Source organism: Nocardia lijiangensis NBRC 108240 (assembly GCF_001613045.1).
In the GTDB taxonomy this organism is placed as follows: Bacteria; Actinomycetota; Actinomycetes; order Mycobacteriales; family Mycobacteriaceae; genus Nocardia; species Nocardia lijiangensis.
The window spans coordinates 18,571-35,186 of sequence record NZ_BDBP01000034.1 but is presented as its reverse complement, the minus strand read 5'-3'; the positions used below and the strand labels follow the sequence as shown (position 1 = coordinate 35,186).

Below are 16,616 nucleotides of genomic sequence, written 5' to 3'. Positions count from 1 at the left end.
TCAGCCTTTCGTGTCGTGGTGGGTGACGACGCCGTCTAGGACGGTGGCGGCGAGGAGGTCGGCGATCTCGCCGGGGGAGTGGCCGCCGTGCGGGCGGTACCAGAAGGTCACCATGTTCAGCATGCCGAGCACGCTGTTGGTGATCACGTGGTCGGCGGTGCGCAGCAGGCCCGCGGCGTATCCCGCGTCGAACACCTGCTGCCAGTGCAGTTGAATCCGGTCGCGCAGTTCCTGGAGCTGCGCGCCCCGCGCACCGGTCAGCGCGCCCACGTCGCGCAGCTGGATGGCGACCTCGCGACGATGTTCGACGATCAGCTCGACGTGGCTGTGCATCAGCTTGCGCAGCTTGGTGATCGGGTCGTCGTCGCCGCTCGTGATGTGTTCGGCGTCGGCGAGCATGAGCTGGGTGTAGTCGCGCAGGATCTGCCAGAGCAGCTCCTCCTTGGACCCGATGTGGTAGTACAGCGCACCGCGCTGGACGTCGGCGCGGTCGCCGATCTCCGCGACGCCGGTGCCGTGAAACCCCTTCTCCGCGAACAGTTCCACCGCCGCGTGGACGATGCGATCGCGGGTGTCGCCCGCCGACGATTCGGAGGCGGGCGGGCGGCCGCGGCGGCGCGCGGGCGCTATGTCGTTCATTGCCACGGATCCAGGACGATCTTGCAGACCTTGTCGGCGCGATCGGCGAACAGGCGGTACGCCTCGGGCCCTTCCGACATCGGCATCCGGTGCGAGACCACCGCTTCCGGGCGCAGCCTGCCCGCGGCGGTGAGTTTCAGCAGCGCGGGCAGTTCGTACTGGATCGAGCACAGTCCGATGTGGAACTCGAGCTCCTTGACCTGCGCGAGCGGCAGGTGGAACGGGTAGGCCCGATTCTGGCTGACGCCGACCACGCTGACCCGGCCGCGATGGCCGACCACACTCGTCGCCAGTGCGATGGTGGCGTCGGCGCCGACGGCCTCCAGCGCGACATCGGCTCCGCCGCCGAGCATCTCGCGCACCGCGGTCTTGGGATCATCGGACTCGACGGGTTCCGCGCCCAGCTCGGCGGCCCTGGCTCGGCGGTCCGCGACCAGGTCGACGCCGAGCACCCTGGCGGCGCCCATGGCGAACGCGGACTGCACCGCCATCAGCCCGACCGGGCCCAAACCGATCACCACCACCGTGTCGCCCGGCGTGATGCGCGCCCGGCGGGCGGCGTACCACGCGGTGGGGGCGTTGTCGGTCAGCACGATGGCCGCCTCGTCGCCGATCGCGTCGGGCAGGCGCACCAGGTTGCCCCCGGCATGCGGCACCGCGAGCAGCTGCGCCTGCGCTCCCGGCAGGGAGCCGCCGAGCCCGTAGCAGGCGTCGACCGGCAGCGGCTGCCGCTCGCACGCCGCGACGATGCCTGTCCGGCACCGGCCGCAGCGGTCGCAGCCCGCCGAAGCGGGCACCAGCACGCGGTCGCCGACCGAGAGTCCGTGCGCCTGCGGGCCGAGTTCCACGATCTCACCGACCGCCTCATGGCCGACTCCGTAGCCGGTACCCGGCGTGAATCCGTGGCCCGCGTAGATGTGCAGGTCGCTGCCGCAGATTCCGGCTGCGGTGACCCGCACGATCGCCCCGTCCTGGCCGGGCAGCGCGGGATCGTTCGTCTCGCCGAACGAGATCGTTTGCGGCCCAGCGTAGGTGAGTGCTTTCACGAGAGATTTCCGCCGATCGTGTTGGTGTTTGCGGTTTCGGTCATCGCCAGCCTCCGTCCAGTGCGAGGGTGGCCCCGGTGCAGAAGGACGACGCATCGGTGGCGAAGTACATGGCGGCGCCGACGATTTCGTTCGGCCTGCCGACCCGGCCCATGGCGTTGTGCTCGGTCAGCGCGCTGCGAAGTTCGTCGGGCCAGGCCTTGGCGATGTCGGTCTCGAACGGTCCGCACTGGATCGTGTTCACCCGCACCTTCGGTCCGTAGGTCTGCGCCAGACCCGCGGTGAGCGCGTTGAGTCCGGCTTTGGCCGCCGCGTAGGGCACCGCGAGCGGTTCCGGCCTCGCGGCCTCGATGGAGGAGATGTTGACGATGCTGCCGCCGTCGCCCGCGGCCATTCTGGTGGCGACGAGCGCGGAGAGCCGGAACGGCCCTTTGAGGTTCACGCCGATGACCTTGTCGAACATCGCCTCGTCGACCCGGTCGAGGCTGGGATAGAGCAGGGACATGCCCGCGTTGTTCACCAGCACGTCGACCCGGCCGAACTCCGCGTAGGCGGACTCGACCAGCGCATCGCACTGATCCCACTCGCTGACATTGCACGCGACGGGGAGGGCTCGGCGGCCGCGCGCGTTCTTCACCTCGTCGGCCAGCGCTACACAGCCGTCGAGTTTGCGGCTCGCGATGACGACATCCGCTCCCTCGGCGGCGAAGGCCAGCACCATCTCCCGGCCGAGGCCCCGGCTGCCGCCGGTGACCAGAACGACCTTGCCGGTGAGCGGCACGGGCGCCCCTTCCGCAGTAGAAATGTTCCGATCAGTACATTAATTGCGGTGGGCGCTACGATCAAGGGGTTGTTCGGCCGACCGCCGACACCAAGTGACGCGCCGATCGATCGACCCCGATCGACGGCGTGGCGAAATATCTTGGGCAGCCATCGCGTTCACCCGACGCACTCGGCGTGCGCTGGCCCTCCGCAGGGAATGGGCCTACCGACGGGTAACATGAGACCGTCTATTTCAACCGGCTTTCTCAGAAGTGAGGCAGTAGATGACAGAGCGGATTCAGGTCGGCGGGCTCCAGGTGGCCAGCGTTCTTCACGAGTTCGTCGAGAACGAGGCGCTCCCCGGTACCGGCGTAGATTCCGCCGCGTTCTGGGCCGGTGCCGGGCAAGTGATCAACGACCTCGCCCCGCGCAACCGCGCCCTGCTGGCCGAGCGCGACGAGATCCAGGGCAAGCTCGACGCCTGGCACGCCGAGCATTCCGGCGCGAAGTACGACAAGGCCGCCTACAAGAGCTACCTGACCGAGATCGGCTACCTGCGTCCCGAGCCCGCCGATTTCCAGATCGAGACGCAGAACGTGGACGCCGAGATCGCCTCCACCGCCGGCCCGCAGCTGGTGGTCCCGGTGATGAACGCCCGCTTCGCGATCAACGCCGCCAACGCGCGCTGGGGCTCGCTCTACGACGCGCTCTACGGCACCGACGCCATCTCCGAAGCCAACGGCGCGGAGAAGGGCACCGGCTACAACAAGGTGCGCGGCGACAAGGTCATCGAGTGGGCGCGCAACTTCCTCGACGACTCCGTCACCCTGATCACCGGCTCGCACATCGGCTCCACCTCCTACAAGATCGTCGACGGTGAGCTGGAGGTCGGCCTCGAGGACGGCACCGAGATCGGTCTGGCCGATCCCTCGCAGCTGGTCGGCTACCTCGGTGACCCGGCATCGCCGACCTCGGTGCTGCTGAAGCACAACGGCCTGCACATCGAGATCCAGATCGACCCGAGCTCGCCCATCGGCAGCACCGACACCGCGGGCGTCAAGGACGTCGTGCTGGAGTCCGCGATCACCACGATCATGGACTTCGAGGACTCGGTCGCCGCGGTCGACGCCGAGGACAAGGTGCTCTGCTACCACAACTGGCTCGGCCTGATGACGGGCACACTGGCCGAAAAGGTCAGCAAGGGCGACAAGACCTTCACCCGCACCATGAACCCGGACCGCGTCTACACCGCGCTGGACGGTTCCGAGCTGGTGCTGCACGGCCGTTCGCTGCTGTTCGTGCGCAACGTCGGCCACCTGATGACCTCCGACGCCATCCTGGACAAGGATGGCAACGAGGTGCCCGAGGGCATCATGGACGGCCTGATCACCTCGCTGATTGCCAAGCACTCGCTGGGTGGCGACACCGAGCTGAAGAACAGCCGCACCGGCTCGGTCTACATCGTGAAGCCGAAGATGCACGGCCCCGACGAGGTCGCCTTCGCCAACGAGCTGTTCGGCCGCGTCGAGGACGTCATCGGCCTGGACCGCAACACCCTCAAGGTCGGCATCATGGACGAGGAGCGCCGCACCACGGTGAACCTGAAGGCCTGCATCCAGGCTGCGAAGGAGCGGGTGGTGTTCATCAACACCGGCTTCCTGGACCGCACCGGCGACGAGATCCACACCTCCATGGAGGCCGGGCCGATGGTCCGCAAGGCCGACATGAAGGCCCAGCAGTGGATCCTGTCCTACGAGGACTGGAACGTCGACACCGGTCTTGCCGCCGGCCTGCCCGGCAAGGCGCAGATCGGCAAGGGCATGTGGGCCATGCCGGACCTGATGGCCGACATGCTGGTCCAGAAGGTCGGCCACCCGAAGGCGGGCGCCAACACCGCGTGGGTGCCTTCGCCGACCGCCGCCACCCTGCACGCCACCCACTACCACTTGGTGGACGTGTTCAAGCGGCAGGCCGAGATCGCCAAGGGCGGTCGCCGCGCCACCGTCGACCAGATCCTGGAGATCCCGCTGGCCGCGGACCCGAACTGGACCGCCGAGGAGAAGCAGCAGGAGCTGGACAACAACTCGCAGTCCATCCTCGGCTACGTGGTGCGCTGGATCGACCAGGGCGTCGGCTGCTCCAAGGTGCCCGACATCAAGGACGTCGCGCTCATGGAAGACCGTGCGACCCTGCGTATTTCGAGCCAGCTGATGGCGAACTGGCTGCGCCACGGTGTCGTCACCGCCGACGAGGTGGTGGCCAGCCTGGAGCGGATGGCCCCGGTCGTCGACCGCCAGAACGCGGGCGACCCGAACTACCGCGCGATGGCCGCGGACTTCGCGGGCAGCATCGCCTTCCAGGCCGCCAAGGAGCTCATCCTGGAGGGCACCAAGCAGCCCAACGGCTACACCGAGCCGATCCTGCACCGCCGCCGCCGCGAGGCCAAGGCGCTGGATTGCGTGTAATGCGCTGAGCGACAAGCGAATCCCCCGGTCGACCGAGTCGGCCGGGGGATTTTTGCGTTACGGGGCGGACGAAGTGACCCGCTGGGCTACCTTGCTAGTGTGCTAGCATTCTAGCGTGGGCGACGAGGATGTGAAGCAGTTCAACGTCTACCTGCCGATCGGGCTGATCAAGCAGGTCAAGTTCCGGGCGATCGAGTCGGAGATGTCGCTGTCGGCGCTGGTGGCCGAGGCACTGCGCGCTTACCTCGACGACACCCACTCGCAGTCAGCGTCGGGAAAGGATTGATATGAAGACCGAGGGCATCGAGGCCGTGTTCCTCGAGACGCACAATTGGGGCAAGCAGGCCAGGTTCCTGCTGGAGCTGGGATTCGAGGTCGAGTTCGAGACCGACCACGGCTCCGGCCAGTTTCGAAACGGCGACGGCCCCTACGTCTTCGTGGCCGAGGTCCCGCCGACCCAGGATCCGCGGACGTTGCTGGTCCTGAAGGTCGCCGACACGCAAGACCGTCCCGGTCGCGACGTCGAGATCGTCACCGAGTTCGAGGAGACGCACTACGGCACCCAGGAGATGACCGTTCGCGACCCCGACGGGCGAATGTGGAATCTGCAGGCGCCGGGCAAGGAGTGAGTGTAATGGCAAACGAGCAGCTGGTCGCTCCGGATCACACCGCGGTCCGGGTTGCGCTGTGGCGGGCGCTGCACAGGCAGATCGATGCGCCCCCTTATGTTTTCGACGACGAGATCGGGCTGCGGCTTGCGGCGCCCGAGGACGGCTGGCGAGATCGCCCGGATATGGATCCGCAGATCACGAGCCCGATGCGCGCGGGCATGGTGTCTCGTGCGCGCTTCGTGGAGGATCTCCTCGACGAGCACATCGGCCGCGGCGTGGATCAGTACGTCCTCCTCGGCGCCGGATTGGACACCTTGGTGCAGCGCCGGACCGACCTCGCCGCACGGGTGACCGTGTTCGAGATCGACCAGCCCGGCACGCAGGCGTGGAAGCGGCAACGCCTCACCGAGCTCGGATTCGGCGTTCCGGACCGGTTACGGCTGGTACCCGTCGATTTCGAGGTCGACTCCTGGTGGGAGCGGCTCCTCGCCGCCGGTTTCGATCCGGGCCGTCCGGCGGTCGTGGCCTCCACCGGTGTCTCCATGTACCTCAGCAGGGAGGCGAATATGGCGACCCTGCAACAGCTTTCGGTGCTGGCACCCGGCTCGACGCTGGCCATGACATTCATGCTGCCGCTCGAACTCGTCAACTCCGGCGAACAGCAGATGCGCCGGTTCGCCGAGCAGGGCGCCCGCGCATCGGGCACTCCGTTCATCAGCTTCTTCGACCCTGACGAGATCGTGGCGCTGGCGAAGGAAGCGGGTTTCGCTGCTGCCCAGCATATTTCGTCTGAGGAGCTGACCCGCCGCTACTTCGCCGACCGCGCCGACGGACTGCGGCCCGCGGAGTCGGAGCAGATCCTGGTGGCGGTCTCCTGATCCTCGGTGGCCGAGTACTCCGCTGCGGCGGGTCGCCTCTTGCCCCGGCTGGCCGCTGTCGGCAGCGTCGAGCCCAGATGGGCGAAGGCCTTGACGCCGGGGTGCCGAGAATGACTCGATGAGCAATTCGGCGGGGTTGCGGTCGGTCAATTCGGTGACTGCCGAGACCCGGGTGGAGCCTCGCGGGCGATCCGCCGCGCGCTGTCCGCAGCCTGGTGCCCGCGGTTGCCGAAGATCTCGATGACCGAGGGCGCCGCGCTGCTGCATGCGGCGTTGCCCGTGGGCGGTGTGGTGGGCAACTACGGGTTCGGCGGGGTAGGGGAGACGGCCGTGTCGGTCCGATTCCCGCCCTGCTGCCCGGATCGAAGTTGTATTCTGGCGACCCCGACGATCCCCTGGTCTTCCGTTTCTACTTGGCCGGGTGCGGTCTCGGCACCGGCAGGATCGTGTTCGGCCGCAGACCCGCACCGGGAGGATGGCGATGCACTTCGACCTGCTTCCGCTGATTCCGCGAAACTCCGTGTCTTTGTCGTCGGCGCGACCGAAAAGAATGTCGCGATGACCGGGGATGCCGCCATTTCGATCGCGGGCCTGACGAAATCGTTCGGTGCGGCCATAGCCCTCGACGGCCTGGACCTGACCGTGCACACCGGTGAGATTCACGGATTCCTGGGTCCGAACGGTGCGGGCAAGACGACGACGATCCGCATCCTGCTGGGACTGCTGCGCGCAGACTCCGGGACGGTGCGCATGCTCGGTGGAGACCCGTGGTCCGACGCGGTCGCGCTGCATGCACAATTGGCCTATGTGCCCGGCGAGGTCACCTTGTGGCCCGGGATCACCGGCGGCGAGGTCATCGACTTGATGGGGCGCTTGCGCGGCGATATCGACCGGCGGCGTCGTGACGAACTGCTGGACCGGTTCGACCTCGATCCGCGGCAGAAGGCGCGGGCGTATTCCAAGGGAAACCGGCAGAAGGTCGCGCTCGTCGCGGCGCTGGCCTCGGATGCGGAATTGCTGCTGCTCGATGAACCGACCGTCGGCCTGGACCCGCTGAAGGAGGCCGAATTCCAGCGCTGCATCGCCGAAGCGAAGAACGAAGGCCGGACGGTGCTGCTGTCCAGCCACATACTCGCCGAGGTCGAGGCATTGTGCGACCGGGTGAGCATCATCCGGCGCGGGCGCACGGTGGAAACCGGCACGCTCTCCGAACTCCGGCATCTGACCCGCACCACCATCACCGTCGAAACCACCCGGCCACCGACGGACCTGGACGAGGTGGCCGGTGTGCACGATCTCGTCCTCGACGGCACACACGCCAAATTCGCGGTCGACCCCGCTCACTTCGACACCGTCATGCGGATACTCGCCGATCTGGGTGTGCGCAGCCTCACCAGCACACCACCCACCGTGGAGGACATCTTCCTGCGTCACTATGGCGCCGCTCCAGGGGCCGGAGGGGACGGACCATGACCCTCACGGCGCCGTGGACGCCGCTGCGGGCGCACACCTCCGGCGTCGCCACGCTGGTGCGATTCGCGTTCCTGCGCGAGCGATTCTCCCTGCCGTGCTGGCTGCTCGGCGCGGGCGCGCTGATCGCTTTTCAATCCCTCGCCAGTCAGCGTTTCTATGACACGCCCCAGAAGCTCGCTCAGATTCGCGAGACCATGGGCGCCAGCGCGGCCGGCATCGCCATGGGTGGACCGACCCGGCTGCTGGACACGATCGGCGGGGAGATCGTCTTCGAGATCTTCGCCTACCTGGCGGTCGTGGTCGCGGTGATGAATATGTTCCTGGTCGGACGGCATACTCGCGCGGACGAGGAAACGGGACGGGCGGAACTGCTTCGTTCGGCACGGGTCGGGCGCTGGGCACCCGCCACCGCCGCGCTCGCAGTGGCCGGGCTGGCCGACCTCGCCGTGGTGCTGGTGGTCTTCGCGGCCGCAGCGGGGACCGGGCTTCCCGTGGCTGGGTCGCTGCTGCTGGGGGTCGCCACCGCAGGGGTCGGGATCACCTTCGCCGGTGTCACCGCCGTCGCGGCTCAGGTATTCGAGAACCCACGCAGTGTGTACGGGGCGGTCGGACTCGCTCTGGCGGCCGCGTACGTGGCACGCGCTGTCGGCGATGTCGGCAACGGCGCCGCGTCGTGGACTTCACCCATCGGGTGGGGCCAGCGGAGTTACCCGTATGCGGGTGACCGGTGGTGGACGGTGCTGCTGTTCGCCGCCGCGACCCTCACGCTCACCGCCGTCGCGTTCTTCCTGCTCGACCGGCGTGACTTCGGCGCGGGACTCTTCCCGTACGGCACGGGGCGTGCGACCGCCTCCTGGGCGCTGCGGTCACCGCTGGGCTTGGCGTGGCGGCTGCAGCGCGGGTCGCTGGCAGGGTGGGCGGTAGGGATTTTCGCCTTGGGCGCGGCATACGGTTCGTTCGCCGACAGTATCGAGGACTATCTCACCGACAATCCCGAAATCGCCGCCTACCTTCCGGGAGGCGCCGCCGATGCAGTGGATTCCTATCTGTCCCTGACGGTTTCGGTCGTCGCGCTGCTCAGCGCCGCGTTCGGTATCACCAGTGTGTTGCGTGCCCGCGGGGAGGAGACCGCGGGCCGTGCGGAGCCGATTCTGGCCACGCCCGTGAGCCGGGATCGCTGGCTGGCCAGCCACCTCGCGGTCGCGTTGGGTGGTGGGGTGTTCGTGCTGGTCTGCGGGGGCTTCGGCATGGGGCTGTCCTATGGTTTGACGATCACCGACGCCGTCCAGCCGCTCCGAATGATCGGTGTGGCGCTGGTGTATTTGCCTGCGGTATGGTCGATCGCCGCGGTCACGACGCTCGGCTGCGGCTGGGTGCCCAGGGCCGCTGTCCCGCTGGCGTGGTCGGTCTTTGCCTACTGTGTGGTGGCTGTCGTCTTCGCGACGACCTTCGATCTGCCCGAGTGGTTCGATGAGGCTTCGCCTTTCGCGCATCTCCCGAAGGCGCCGCTGGAAACCGTCACTGCCGCACCGTTACTCGTCATCACCGCGATAGCCGCGGCCGGGCTGGCGGCCGGATTCGCCGGGTTCCGCCGCCGCGACACCGGATACTGATCGCGGCGTGCGGGACCCCGGCTCAGTCGTGTCGATCGGCGGTAGTGCCCTCCCGCTCGTCACTCCGGGGTCGGCGCTTCGGTCTGGACCGGGACCCGGCGTTGGGCGAGACGGCGCAGGCGCTCGTGCTCGAGCCAGAACACCGCGACGCTGCCGATGAAGCACAGCGCGGTGGCGATGGCGCCGAGCGCGACCCATCGGGTGAATCCGGACCCTGCTGTGGTGAGCGTGGATGCCAGGCCCACCACTCCGGCCATGAAGAGCACGATGCCGGGGATGTTGTAGATGTCGGCGAGGCTGTCTCCCGGCTTGGCGTGGTAGGGCTGGTCGGATGTCATGTCGCTCACGGTGATTCCTTTGGGTGTCGGTTCGTGCGGGCCGCGGCCCGGGGGGATGCCGCGGCCCGTGTTCACCATGCCCGCCGAGGCGAATCCGAGAGCAGAGTCCTTGGTCCCCGCGAGGCCGGACCAAGGTCGATGCAGTCCAGGGACCATCAGGGGCTGGATCGCGAAAGATGTTGTCCTGCAACCTCGGACGAATGGCATCCCGCCGTTGACCGATGAACCTTCACGTTGCCACCGGTGTGGGCGATGGGCCCGGTCGCCGGGGTAGGAGATCAGTGGGCGTCGCCGGGGGTGTCCGAAGCCGGGGTGGTGCTGGGCGAGTCCGTCGGGCTGGGCAGGGACGTGCGCACCCGCGCCAGCGCAGCGACCAGACTGTGGCGGACCTGTCGCGCAAGGGGGTTCCACGCGTGGGTGCGGGTTTGCTCGACCATGGTGAGAGGGTCGGCCGCTTCGATGACGCTGTTGCGGCCCTCGGCGCGGACGACGAGGGCGCAGTTCATCATCAGTCCGATACGCCGGTCGATGGTCAGTGCGCGCGCTGCCAGTTCCGGATTGCACGCACCGAGGATCACGTAGTCGGCGATCTGCCGGCCGGTGCGGGCGGCGGCGTGCACGTCGAGCTCCTCGAGCACGCTGAAGCCGTACGCGGCGAGTGCGTCTCGGACGATCGGCACGGTGTCGGCGACCGTGGCCGCGACGGTCACGCTCAAATCCGTTGGCGTGACCGGGATGCGGATCTCGGTGACCAGGTCGTGGGCGCTCACCACCTGCTCGGGCGCGACCAGATACACCTCGGTGGGTGGCCCGACCGCCCGATACGGCGCTGCGCCGAGCCAGGTTTCGAGTGCGCGGTAGGCGTCGGTGATCGTCTGGTAGCCGCCGCGGTGGACGGTGCGCGCATACCAGCCGAACTCGGTGGCTCGTATCGTCGAGTCCTCGGTCTCCGACGAGGAATCGCCCGCGCCGACGGGGAGCGTGAAGTCGACCTCGACGGTGGTTCCGGGGCGGAAGTCGCCGTGGTAGGTCGTCGACGGCGCTCCCGAGGCTGTCAGGCCGGTGGCGGCCGCGAGAGCGTAGAGCGCGTCCATGCCTGCGCCTATGTCGTCTCCGGCGTGGTCGGCGCGGATGGTGCGGTGCAGTTGTAGCACCGTGTGGGGCACCGATTCGACTACCGCGACTTGGTAGGGCATGACCGGGGTTCCTTTCGCTCAGCCGCGGTGAGCGCTGCGCTCGAGTTCGCGAGCGAGTTTTTCGCCCCACCGGCGGACACGGTCGAGTTCGCCCGCGCTGAGCGGCCCGGTCATCGCGTCGACCAGGAAATCGGTGGGGTCGCCGACGAGTCGATAGCCCAGCCCGCGCAGGCGTCGTCCGATACCGCGCGCCGCCGAGCCGGGCAGCCACCGCGGATGGGCGGCTTTGGTGCCGAACGCCGCGGCGCGTGCGCCCTCGGGAACCGGCAGTGCGCTGTCGAGCCATTCCCGGATCCCGGTGTCCACCGCGACCGGTGCGGTGGTGCGGGTGGCGGCGTCGCGACGTGTGCGGACCCGGCTGAGCCCGAAGACATGGGTCGGGCCGCCGACCACCAGAAGATCGACCGCGGGCTCGGGCGCCTGAGCCGCGGTGGTCACCTCGAGCACCTCGACGGCGGCGTGCGCACCCAACCCTTGCGCGATTGCCTCGGCAATCGTCGCGGTATTGCCGAACATCGACTCATAGACAACGCGGACCCTCATCGGAGTCTCCTTCACGCCTCGGATTCGCGGCTCTCCGGACTCGACGCTACGCCGGGCTTCCTCTCGGCCAACAGTGCCGAACCGCCATCCCGATAAGGACCTTCGTCGCCGAACAACCGGCGCACCGCGTTCCTGCCACAGGTCTCGTCACCTTGGCGTCCGTGATGTCGCCGACATGGTCGAGACTGCGCCGGGGATCAGTGAATCCGAGGTTCGAGCGGCCACCGGGGCTGACTTCGCGGTTGCGGCAGACATCGAATCCGTCCGTTGACATCGGGTCGGGTAGCCGAGGCTCGCACCGCGTTTCGTGCCGCCCTGCGGTGAACGGGCGACGGAAGGCAGGGCGCGGTATCAATGGACGCGGCGGGACGTACTGTGCCTCCTCATTCCGGCATGCGGTACAGGGTGAGGGTGTGGTCGATGCAGCGGGTGATGAAGGCGCCGTCGAGGGGTCGGTCGCCGACCAGGATCCGGAAATACAAAGGGGCGGAGAGTGTTTCGAGGACCTCGCGGGGGTCGACGTCGCCGGGTAGTTCACCGCGTTCGACGGCTCTGCGGATGACGTGCGAGGTCCGTTCGAATCGCTCGTCCCAGAAGCGGTGGCGTGCGGCGGCGACGTCCGGGTCGGCGGACAGGGCGATGGTGGTGCCGAGCAGTCGCGCGATGCCGGGGCGGGAGATCAGGTGGGAGATCTGCTCGGCGAGCTGGTGGAGGTCTCCGCGCAGCGTGCCGGTGTCCGGCGCGGGGTTGCCCGCGGCCGCCAGCTCGGTGACGGCTTCGGCGATGAGGGCCGTGCGGGTGCCCCAGCGCCGGTAGATCGTTGTCTCGGCGACACCGGCTCGGGCGGCGACGTCGCCGATGGTCAATCCCTCGATGCCGTGCTCGGCGACCTGGTCCAGCGTCGCGGTGAGCACGGCTTCCCGCACGCGCGCCGAGCGTCCCCCGGTCCGTTTGCGCGGAGCCAGGGGCGGTGTGGGTTGCTCGTTCTCGGGATCGTGCCCACGCTGGTTCATGGCCCTGTTCTACTCGACGGCGCCTGGTGCGCGCTGAACGGTGTGGGCCTGCGCGTCGAGGGCGATCCGGCAGGCTCGGGCTGATCAGCGCAGGTATGCGGTGATCCAATTGCTGAATTCGCAGGCCAGATGCCACTGCGGTTCAGGGCGGTAAAAGCTATTCATACTTGCGTTTGCGCCCTGGCTGAGGCAGGCTAATGCAAGTTCGACTGGCGTTAACTGCGTGGAGTGGCGTCGCTGTGCCCTCCGGGCGGCGTGGGTCTCGGGTGACCGTTGCCTCGGAGAGGGGAACCATTGCCCACGAGCTAACCGTCGAGATCGGATCACTGGAACAGGAGAGGCAGGAACCGCCATGGTCGATCCCATCGAGATCCGTGCGATCGTGGGTGCGGAGAAAGTGTCGCGCGAACAGGTGCGGGCATGGGAATCACGCCGGGCCGCGGCGGTGCTCGGGAAGTTCGCCGCGCGCCTTGGGCGTCGCGGGATGGCTGAGCTCATGCCGGACCGTGCAATCGACGAGCTGCTCGGCGCGCCTCTCGATGTGCAGCGGTCCGCGCTGACGACGCTGAAGATTCGGCTGGGCCACGCCGGCGTTTACGCCATGCTCAGGCGCGAACTGGCCCTCTCCGAGCGAATGGCGCGGATGGGTGTCGCCGTGAGCAGGGGGCGCACCAAGCACGCCGCCACCTGTCTCGAAGTACCGAACTACTCCGCCGAGCGGTTCGCCACCTGGTTCGACAATCTGACCGCCACCAACGCCGAAACCGACATGATCGACGCCTGCCCGGACCACTACCTGCTGCGCGGACTGCCCGACGGCCGCCTGGAGGTCGTCGAAACCACCGGTGGATCACCGGCAGCGGCGCGGTTCCTCGTCGACTACAGCGGGACCGAAAACCTCACCATTCCTATCGATCCCAGCTACCCCATCCAGATCGCGGGCCAAGCCCTCCTCGACGACGGCTTGGTCATCGGCGGGGTCCGTCACCAATTCCGTGACCGCGATGGCACACTCGAGGCCCTGCTGACCGTGGAATTCCCGGGTACCCTGCCCGCCAGGCTCATTCGCCAACACCAGTGGCATCTGGCATGCGAGTTCAGCAATTGGATGATCGCGGCGGCTCCGGTCGCGGCAACATCGTGACGACAACGGGTGCGTGCCCGCCACAGGCAATCCTGTCACTCTGCCTCAGGTCTCGGCGGTGATCGAGATGGTGACGTTGCCGCGTTTGTGTCCGGTCTCGACGTACCGGTGTGCTTCGACGATCTGGTCCAACCGATAGTTGCGGTCGATGACGATGTGCAGCTGTCCGCCTTCGATGAGTTCTTTGATGAAGGCGAGAGCAGCGCGCTTGTCGATCGACATGCCGGGCTTTACCTTCCGGCCGCCACGTAGCGCGGTCCATCCGGCGATCGCCCAGTTCCGCAGTTCGGTTGTCGGGACGTAGCATCCGGTGGGGGTCAAGGCGCTTCGGCATTGTCCGAACGAGCTCGCGGTAACAGTGTCGAAGATGACGTCGTAGGCGTTGCGTCGCGTGGTGAAATCGTCTGTGGTGTAGTCGATCACGTGGTCGGCGCCCAGCGAAGTGACCAGCTCGGCGTTCTTGGCGCTGCAGACCGCGGTGACTTCGGCGCCGAAGAACTTCGCCAGCTGCACCGCGTAGGTCCCGATGCTTCCGGAGGCGCCGTTGATCAGGACGTGCTGACCCGCGCGGACGCGCGCGACGTCGCGAAGGAAATACAGCGCCGTCGTCGCGCCGTCGACCGAGGCGGCGGCCTGCTGGTAGCTGGTGTTGGACGGTTTGAGTTCCAGGGATGCCGTTGCCGGCATGCATTTGTACTCCGCACACGCCCCTACGCCGAACCCGGTGAATCCGAAAACCTGGTCGCCCGGCGCGAATCGTTCGACGTCCGCGCCGACGGCCACGATCTCTCCGGACAGCTCCAACCCCGGTATCCGGAGCATTCTGCGTGGGCGAGCCAATCCCAGGATGACCCGGCCCCACAGTGGTCGCCCCCGGCGTATCAGGATCTCGGCCGCGGTCACGGTCGTGGCATGCACCTCGATCAGGACGTCGCCACGCCTGGGGACGGGTCGATCGACCTCGCGGAGGGACAAGACCTCCGGGGCTCCGAACTTGTCGTGAACTACCGCTCGCATTCGCTTCGCCTCGTGGTTCGTTCGGGGGATCTCCGATTCACTCAGGATGACCGACAACCGGTTGCTCCTTACGTTGCTACACGGCATCAGCGTGTCGTCGGTCACGAAGCATTCGGCCACAGCACGCGCAAGCGAAACCGCGGGCTGCGGGCGAGCTCGATAGTCACCGCACGGCGCTCAGCTGATTGTTGGAAGCGTCGGTTCAGAACTTGCCGGTGTGGCGTTCGATTCGGTGCCCGAGTCGGGCTGCGAATTCGGTGATGAAGCCCTCGGCGAGGGGCGGCCAACCCCAGAAGTCGAAGGCGAGAGTGCCCAGGGCGAAGCCGTCTGCCCATTGCCAGGTGGTGATGGGGCTCGGTGTGGTGCAGGAGGGGCAGATTGCTGCGCCGGTGCCTGTTTGTTTCCAGGCGTCGATCGCGTCCGAGAACGGCTGCCATACGGCGGGATCGGCTTCCCATTGTTGCGGGTAGTCGATGATCACGGTGGTGGCCTGGCAGCGTGGGCATGCCGCGGAGGCCGGTTCGATGCCGCCCTGTCCGGGATTGTGGTCGTGGCGGCCGACGATGACGGCGACGGGGCCGGGGATCCAGTCGGCGCCCCATTCGTGGGTGATCTGCGGCCAGTCGGGGCCTGGCACATAGCCTTCGTCGACTTGGAGGCTGTACATCGCGTCGCGCGAAGTCTCTCGAAGCAGCCATCGCCGCGACACCATCCAGTCCACCATGTGCTCGGCCAGCGTGCTCGCGTCGGCCGAGGCTACATCGAGGTCGACGATTCGTTCGAAATAGTCACCCACACCCGCATCCTGCCACCGAGGACCGACGCCCGTACCCCGAGCCGGCGGTGCGCCGAGTGGCCTTCATCTGAGCGGCGTTCCACGGCAACATGATTCGACTGCTAGTGTCGCCATCCGTGAATACTCCGTCCTCCCTTGCCGAGGTTCGTGCCGAGATCGATGCGATCGACAGCACGATGATCGAACTCCTCGCGACCAGGCAGGAACTCGTGCGGGCGGCGGCGGCGTTCAAACGCGACGAGCACGCCGTCCGCGCCCCCGACCGCTTCGCGCAGCTGATCGCATCGGTGCGGGAGCGGGCGGACGCGGCGGGCTTGTCGGCCGATGTCGCGGAGACGATTTGGCGCTCGATGGTCGGCGCGTTCATCGAACTGGAGCTGGCCGAACACAAGTCGCTCCAGGCGAGCGAGTAGCCGCCTCGGCTGACGACCTTCTTCACCAGGGTGGCGACCGAGCGGGCGCAGGTCACCAGAGCCAGCCGTGCGAGCACATCCGTTGCCGGGGTGAGGTCACGGTGCCGCGGCGAACACTCTCTGGGTACAGTCTGGGCATGTTCGCCCGAGATCGCCTGGACCTGAAGCTGACCCGGCTCGAGCGCAAACTCGACCTGATCATGAAGCATCTCGGTATTCCCGATCCCACTCCGGCGACGGACTGGTCCGACATCGACGACCTGATCCGGCGCGGCAAACTGGTGCACGCGATCAAGTGCTATCGAGACCAGAACCAGGAGGCATCGCTGGTGGATGCCAAGGACGCCGTCGAAGACAGGGCCCGGCAACTCGGTTGAGCGTCGAGAAGACTGCGCTCAACGGGTGCTGGGCAATGGAGTCGACAGCGGCTGCGTCCAAGGCCGCCGTGACTCGAGGAAGGGGGCGGATTCCCGTGCGTTGGCACACTGTTGGCACACTGGCAGTGCTCGCCGCTCACCGTGGAGTGGGAAAACTACTTCTGACCTGGCTCGATTGAACCAGGTCGGCGAGCGCTTACAAATGTGAGAGGTAAGGAAAGTATGGGAAGCACCGTTCTCGACATCGTCGCCCTGATCACCAACCGTGCGGCGGCCTTCTGGAATTGGCTGG

18 protein-coding genes are annotated in these 16,616 nt (G+C 67.5%); 9 read left to right on the top strand and 9 right to left on the bottom strand.

Annotation, left to right across the window (positions count from 1 at the left end; translation table 11 throughout):
• Genes NL1_RS13750 through NL1_RS13740 form a run of 3 tightly spaced genes read right to left on the bottom strand, consistent with a single transcriptional unit; the run spans nt 1 to nt 2,466 of the window.
• The gene (locus tag NL1_RS13750) at nt 1-639 is read right to left on the bottom strand and encodes a TetR/AcrR family transcriptional regulator (RefSeq protein WP_067838971.1); all 639 of its coding nucleotides are present in this window, start codon (nt 637-639) and stop codon (nt 1-3) included.
• The gene (locus tag NL1_RS13745) at nt 636-1,685 is read right to left on the bottom strand and encodes a zinc-binding dehydrogenase (protein ID WP_067838967.1); all 1,050 of its coding nucleotides are present in this window, start codon (nt 1,683-1,685) and stop codon (nt 636-638) included. The genes NL1_RS13750 and NL1_RS13745 overlap by 4 nt, the downstream gene beginning before the upstream one ends.
• A gap of 40 nt (nt 1,686-1,725) precedes the next feature.
• Nucleotides 1,726-2,466: an SDR family NAD(P)-dependent oxidoreductase gene (locus NL1_RS13740; protein ID WP_084510564.1), complete on the bottom strand. Its 741-nt coding sequence runs from the start codon at nt 2,464-2,466 to the stop codon at nt 1,726-1,728.
• A gap of 265 nt (nt 2,467-2,731) precedes the next feature.
• On the opposite strand from NL1_RS13740, the gene NL1_RS13735 reads away from it, so the two are divergent.
• From NL1_RS13735 to NL1_RS13710, 6 genes are all read left to right on the top strand, one after another.
• On the top strand, nt 2,732-4,912 hold the full coding sequence (locus NL1_RS13735) for a malate synthase G (protein WP_067838963.1): 2,181 nt from the start codon (nt 2,732-2,734) through the stop codon (nt 4,910-4,912).
• A 115-nt stretch (nt 4,913-5,027) separates the two neighbouring features.
• Nucleotides 5,028-5,198 carry a ribbon-helix-helix domain-containing protein gene (locus tag NL1_RS13730; protein ID WP_067838960.1) on the top strand — a complete coding sequence of 57 codons (171 nt, stop codon included), beginning with the start codon at nt 5,028-5,030 and terminating at the stop codon, nt 5,196-5,198.
• Between the two features lies 1 nt (nt 5,199).
• Complete coding sequence (locus NL1_RS13725) at nt 5,200-5,541, top strand: glyoxalase/bleomycin resistance/dioxygenase family protein (protein WP_067838957.1); 342 nt, start codon at nt 5,200-5,202, stop codon at nt 5,539-5,541.
• 5 nt (nt 5,542-5,546) lie between these two features.
• Nucleotides 5,547-6,401: a class I SAM-dependent methyltransferase gene (locus NL1_RS13720; protein ID WP_067838952.1), complete on the top strand. Its 855-nt coding sequence runs from the start codon at nt 5,547-5,549 to the stop codon at nt 6,399-6,401.
• A gap of 558 nt (nt 6,402-6,959) precedes the next feature.
• Complete coding sequence (locus NL1_RS13715) at nt 6,960-7,874, top strand: ABC transporter ATP-binding protein (protein ID WP_067838950.1); 915 nt, start codon at nt 6,960-6,962, stop codon at nt 7,872-7,874.
• Nucleotides 7,871-9,487 carry an ABC transporter permease gene (locus NL1_RS13710; protein WP_067838947.1) on the top strand — a complete coding sequence of 539 codons (1,617 nt, stop codon included), beginning with the start codon at nt 7,871-7,873 and terminating at the stop codon, nt 9,485-9,487. Before NL1_RS13715 ends, NL1_RS13710 begins: the two co-directional genes overlap by 4 nt.
• 59 nt (nt 9,488-9,546) lie before the next feature.
• On the opposite strand, the gene NL1_RS13705 is transcribed toward NL1_RS13710, so the two are convergent.
• The 4 genes from NL1_RS13705 to NL1_RS13690 all read right to left on the bottom strand — a co-directional run bounded on the left by NL1_RS13705 (nt 9,547) and on the right by NL1_RS13690 (nt 12,577).
• The gene (locus tag NL1_RS13705) at nt 9,547-9,834 is read right to left on the bottom strand and encodes a hypothetical protein (protein WP_156094835.1); all 288 of its coding nucleotides are present in this window, start codon (nt 9,832-9,834) and stop codon (nt 9,547-9,549) included.
• 269 nt (nt 9,835-10,103) lie between these two features.
• Nucleotides 10,104-11,021: a DUF302 domain-containing protein gene (locus NL1_RS36470; RefSeq protein WP_218024407.1), complete on the bottom strand. Its 918-nt coding sequence runs from the start codon at nt 11,019-11,021 to the stop codon at nt 10,104-10,106.
• Nucleotides 11,022-11,039: 18 nt separating this feature from the next.
• Nucleotides 11,040-11,564 (bottom strand): flavodoxin family protein, encoded by a 525-nt coding sequence (locus NL1_RS13695; protein ID WP_067839110.1) that lies wholly within the window; start codon nt 11,562-11,564, stop codon nt 11,040-11,042.
• 383 nt (nt 11,565-11,947) lie between these two features.
• Nucleotides 11,948-12,577 (bottom strand): TetR/AcrR family transcriptional regulator, encoded by a 630-nt coding sequence (locus tag NL1_RS13690; RefSeq protein ID WP_067838941.1) that lies wholly within the window; start codon nt 12,575-12,577, stop codon nt 11,948-11,950.
• Nucleotides 12,578-12,929: 352 nt separating this feature from the next.
• Between NL1_RS13690 and NL1_RS13685 the strand changes: the two genes are divergently transcribed.
• Nucleotides 12,930-13,721 (top strand): hypothetical protein, encoded by a 792-nt coding sequence (locus tag NL1_RS13685; protein ID WP_067838938.1) that lies wholly within the window; start codon nt 12,930-12,932, stop codon nt 13,719-13,721.
• A 45-nt stretch (nt 13,722-13,766) separates the two neighbouring features.
• Here NL1_RS13685 and NL1_RS13680 read toward each other — a convergent pair whose 3' ends face one another.
• Both NL1_RS13680 and NL1_RS13675 read right to left on the bottom strand, forming a co-directional pair.
• Nucleotides 13,767-14,738 (bottom strand): NAD(P)-dependent alcohol dehydrogenase, encoded by a 972-nt coding sequence (locus NL1_RS13680; protein ID WP_067839107.1) that lies wholly within the window; start codon nt 14,736-14,738, stop codon nt 13,767-13,769.
• A 202-nt stretch (nt 14,739-14,940) separates the two neighbouring features.
• Complete coding sequence (locus tag NL1_RS13675) at nt 14,941-15,534, bottom strand: hypothetical protein (protein ID WP_067838935.1); 594 nt, start codon at nt 15,532-15,534, stop codon at nt 14,941-14,943.
• A gap of 116 nt (nt 15,535-15,650) precedes the next feature.
• Here NL1_RS13675 and NL1_RS13670 point away from each other — a divergent pair, with 116 nt between their 5' ends.
• Both NL1_RS13670 and NL1_RS13665 read left to right on the top strand, forming a co-directional pair.
• Complete coding sequence (locus NL1_RS13670; RefSeq protein WP_218024406.1) at nt 15,651-15,947, top strand: chorismate mutase; 297 nt, start codon at nt 15,651-15,653, stop codon at nt 15,945-15,947.
• A gap of 137 nt (nt 15,948-16,084) precedes the next feature.
• On the top strand, nt 16,085-16,324 hold the full coding sequence (locus tag NL1_RS13665; RefSeq protein ID WP_067838929.1) for a hypothetical protein: 240 nt from the start codon (nt 16,085-16,087) through the stop codon (nt 16,322-16,324).
• The last annotated feature ends 292 nt before the right edge of the window (nt 16,325-16,616 follow it).

Coding starts and splice junctions, on each gene's coding strand:
- NL1_RS13695 (WP_067839110.1), bottom strand. CDS start 11,564: ATGAGGGTCCGCGTTGTCTATGAGTCGATGTTCGGCAATACCGCGACG.
- NL1_RS36470 (WP_218024407.1), bottom strand. CDS start 11,021: ATGCCCTACCAAGTCGCGGTAGTCGAATCGGTGCCCCACACGGTGCTA.
- NL1_RS13715 (WP_067838950.1), top strand. CDS start 6,960: ATGACCGGGGATGCCGCCATTTCGATCGCGGGCCTGACGAAATCGTTC.
- NL1_RS13725 (WP_067838957.1), top strand. CDS start 5,200: ATGAAGACCGAGGGCATCGAGGCCGTGTTCCTCGAGACGCACAATTGG.
- NL1_RS13735 (WP_067838963.1), top strand. CDS start 2,732: ATGACAGAGCGGATTCAGGTCGGCGGGCTCCAGGTGGCCAGCGTTCTT.
- NL1_RS13750 (WP_067838971.1), bottom strand. CDS start 639: ATGAACGACATAGCGCCCGCGCGCCGCCGCGGCCGCCCGCCCGCCTCC.
- NL1_RS13685 (WP_067838938.1), top strand. CDS start 12,930: ATGGTCGATCCCATCGAGATCCGTGCGATCGTGGGTGCGGAGAAAGTG.
- NL1_RS13665 (WP_067838929.1), top strand. CDS start 16,085: ATGTTCGCCCGAGATCGCCTGGACCTGAAGCTGACCCGGCTCGAGCGC.
- NL1_RS13710 (WP_067838947.1), top strand. CDS start 7,871: ATGACCCTCACGGCGCCGTGGACGCCGCTGCGGGCGCACACCTCCGGC.
- NL1_RS13680 (WP_067839107.1), bottom strand. CDS start 14,738: ATGCGAGCGGTAGTTCACGACAAGTTCGGAGCCCCGGAGGTCTTGTCC.
- NL1_RS13720 (WP_067838952.1), top strand. CDS start 5,547: ATGGCAAACGAGCAGCTGGTCGCTCCGGATCACACCGCGGTCCGGGTT.
- NL1_RS13690 (WP_067838941.1), bottom strand. CDS start 12,577: ATGAACCAGCGTGGGCACGATCCCGAGAACGAGCAACCCACACCGCCC.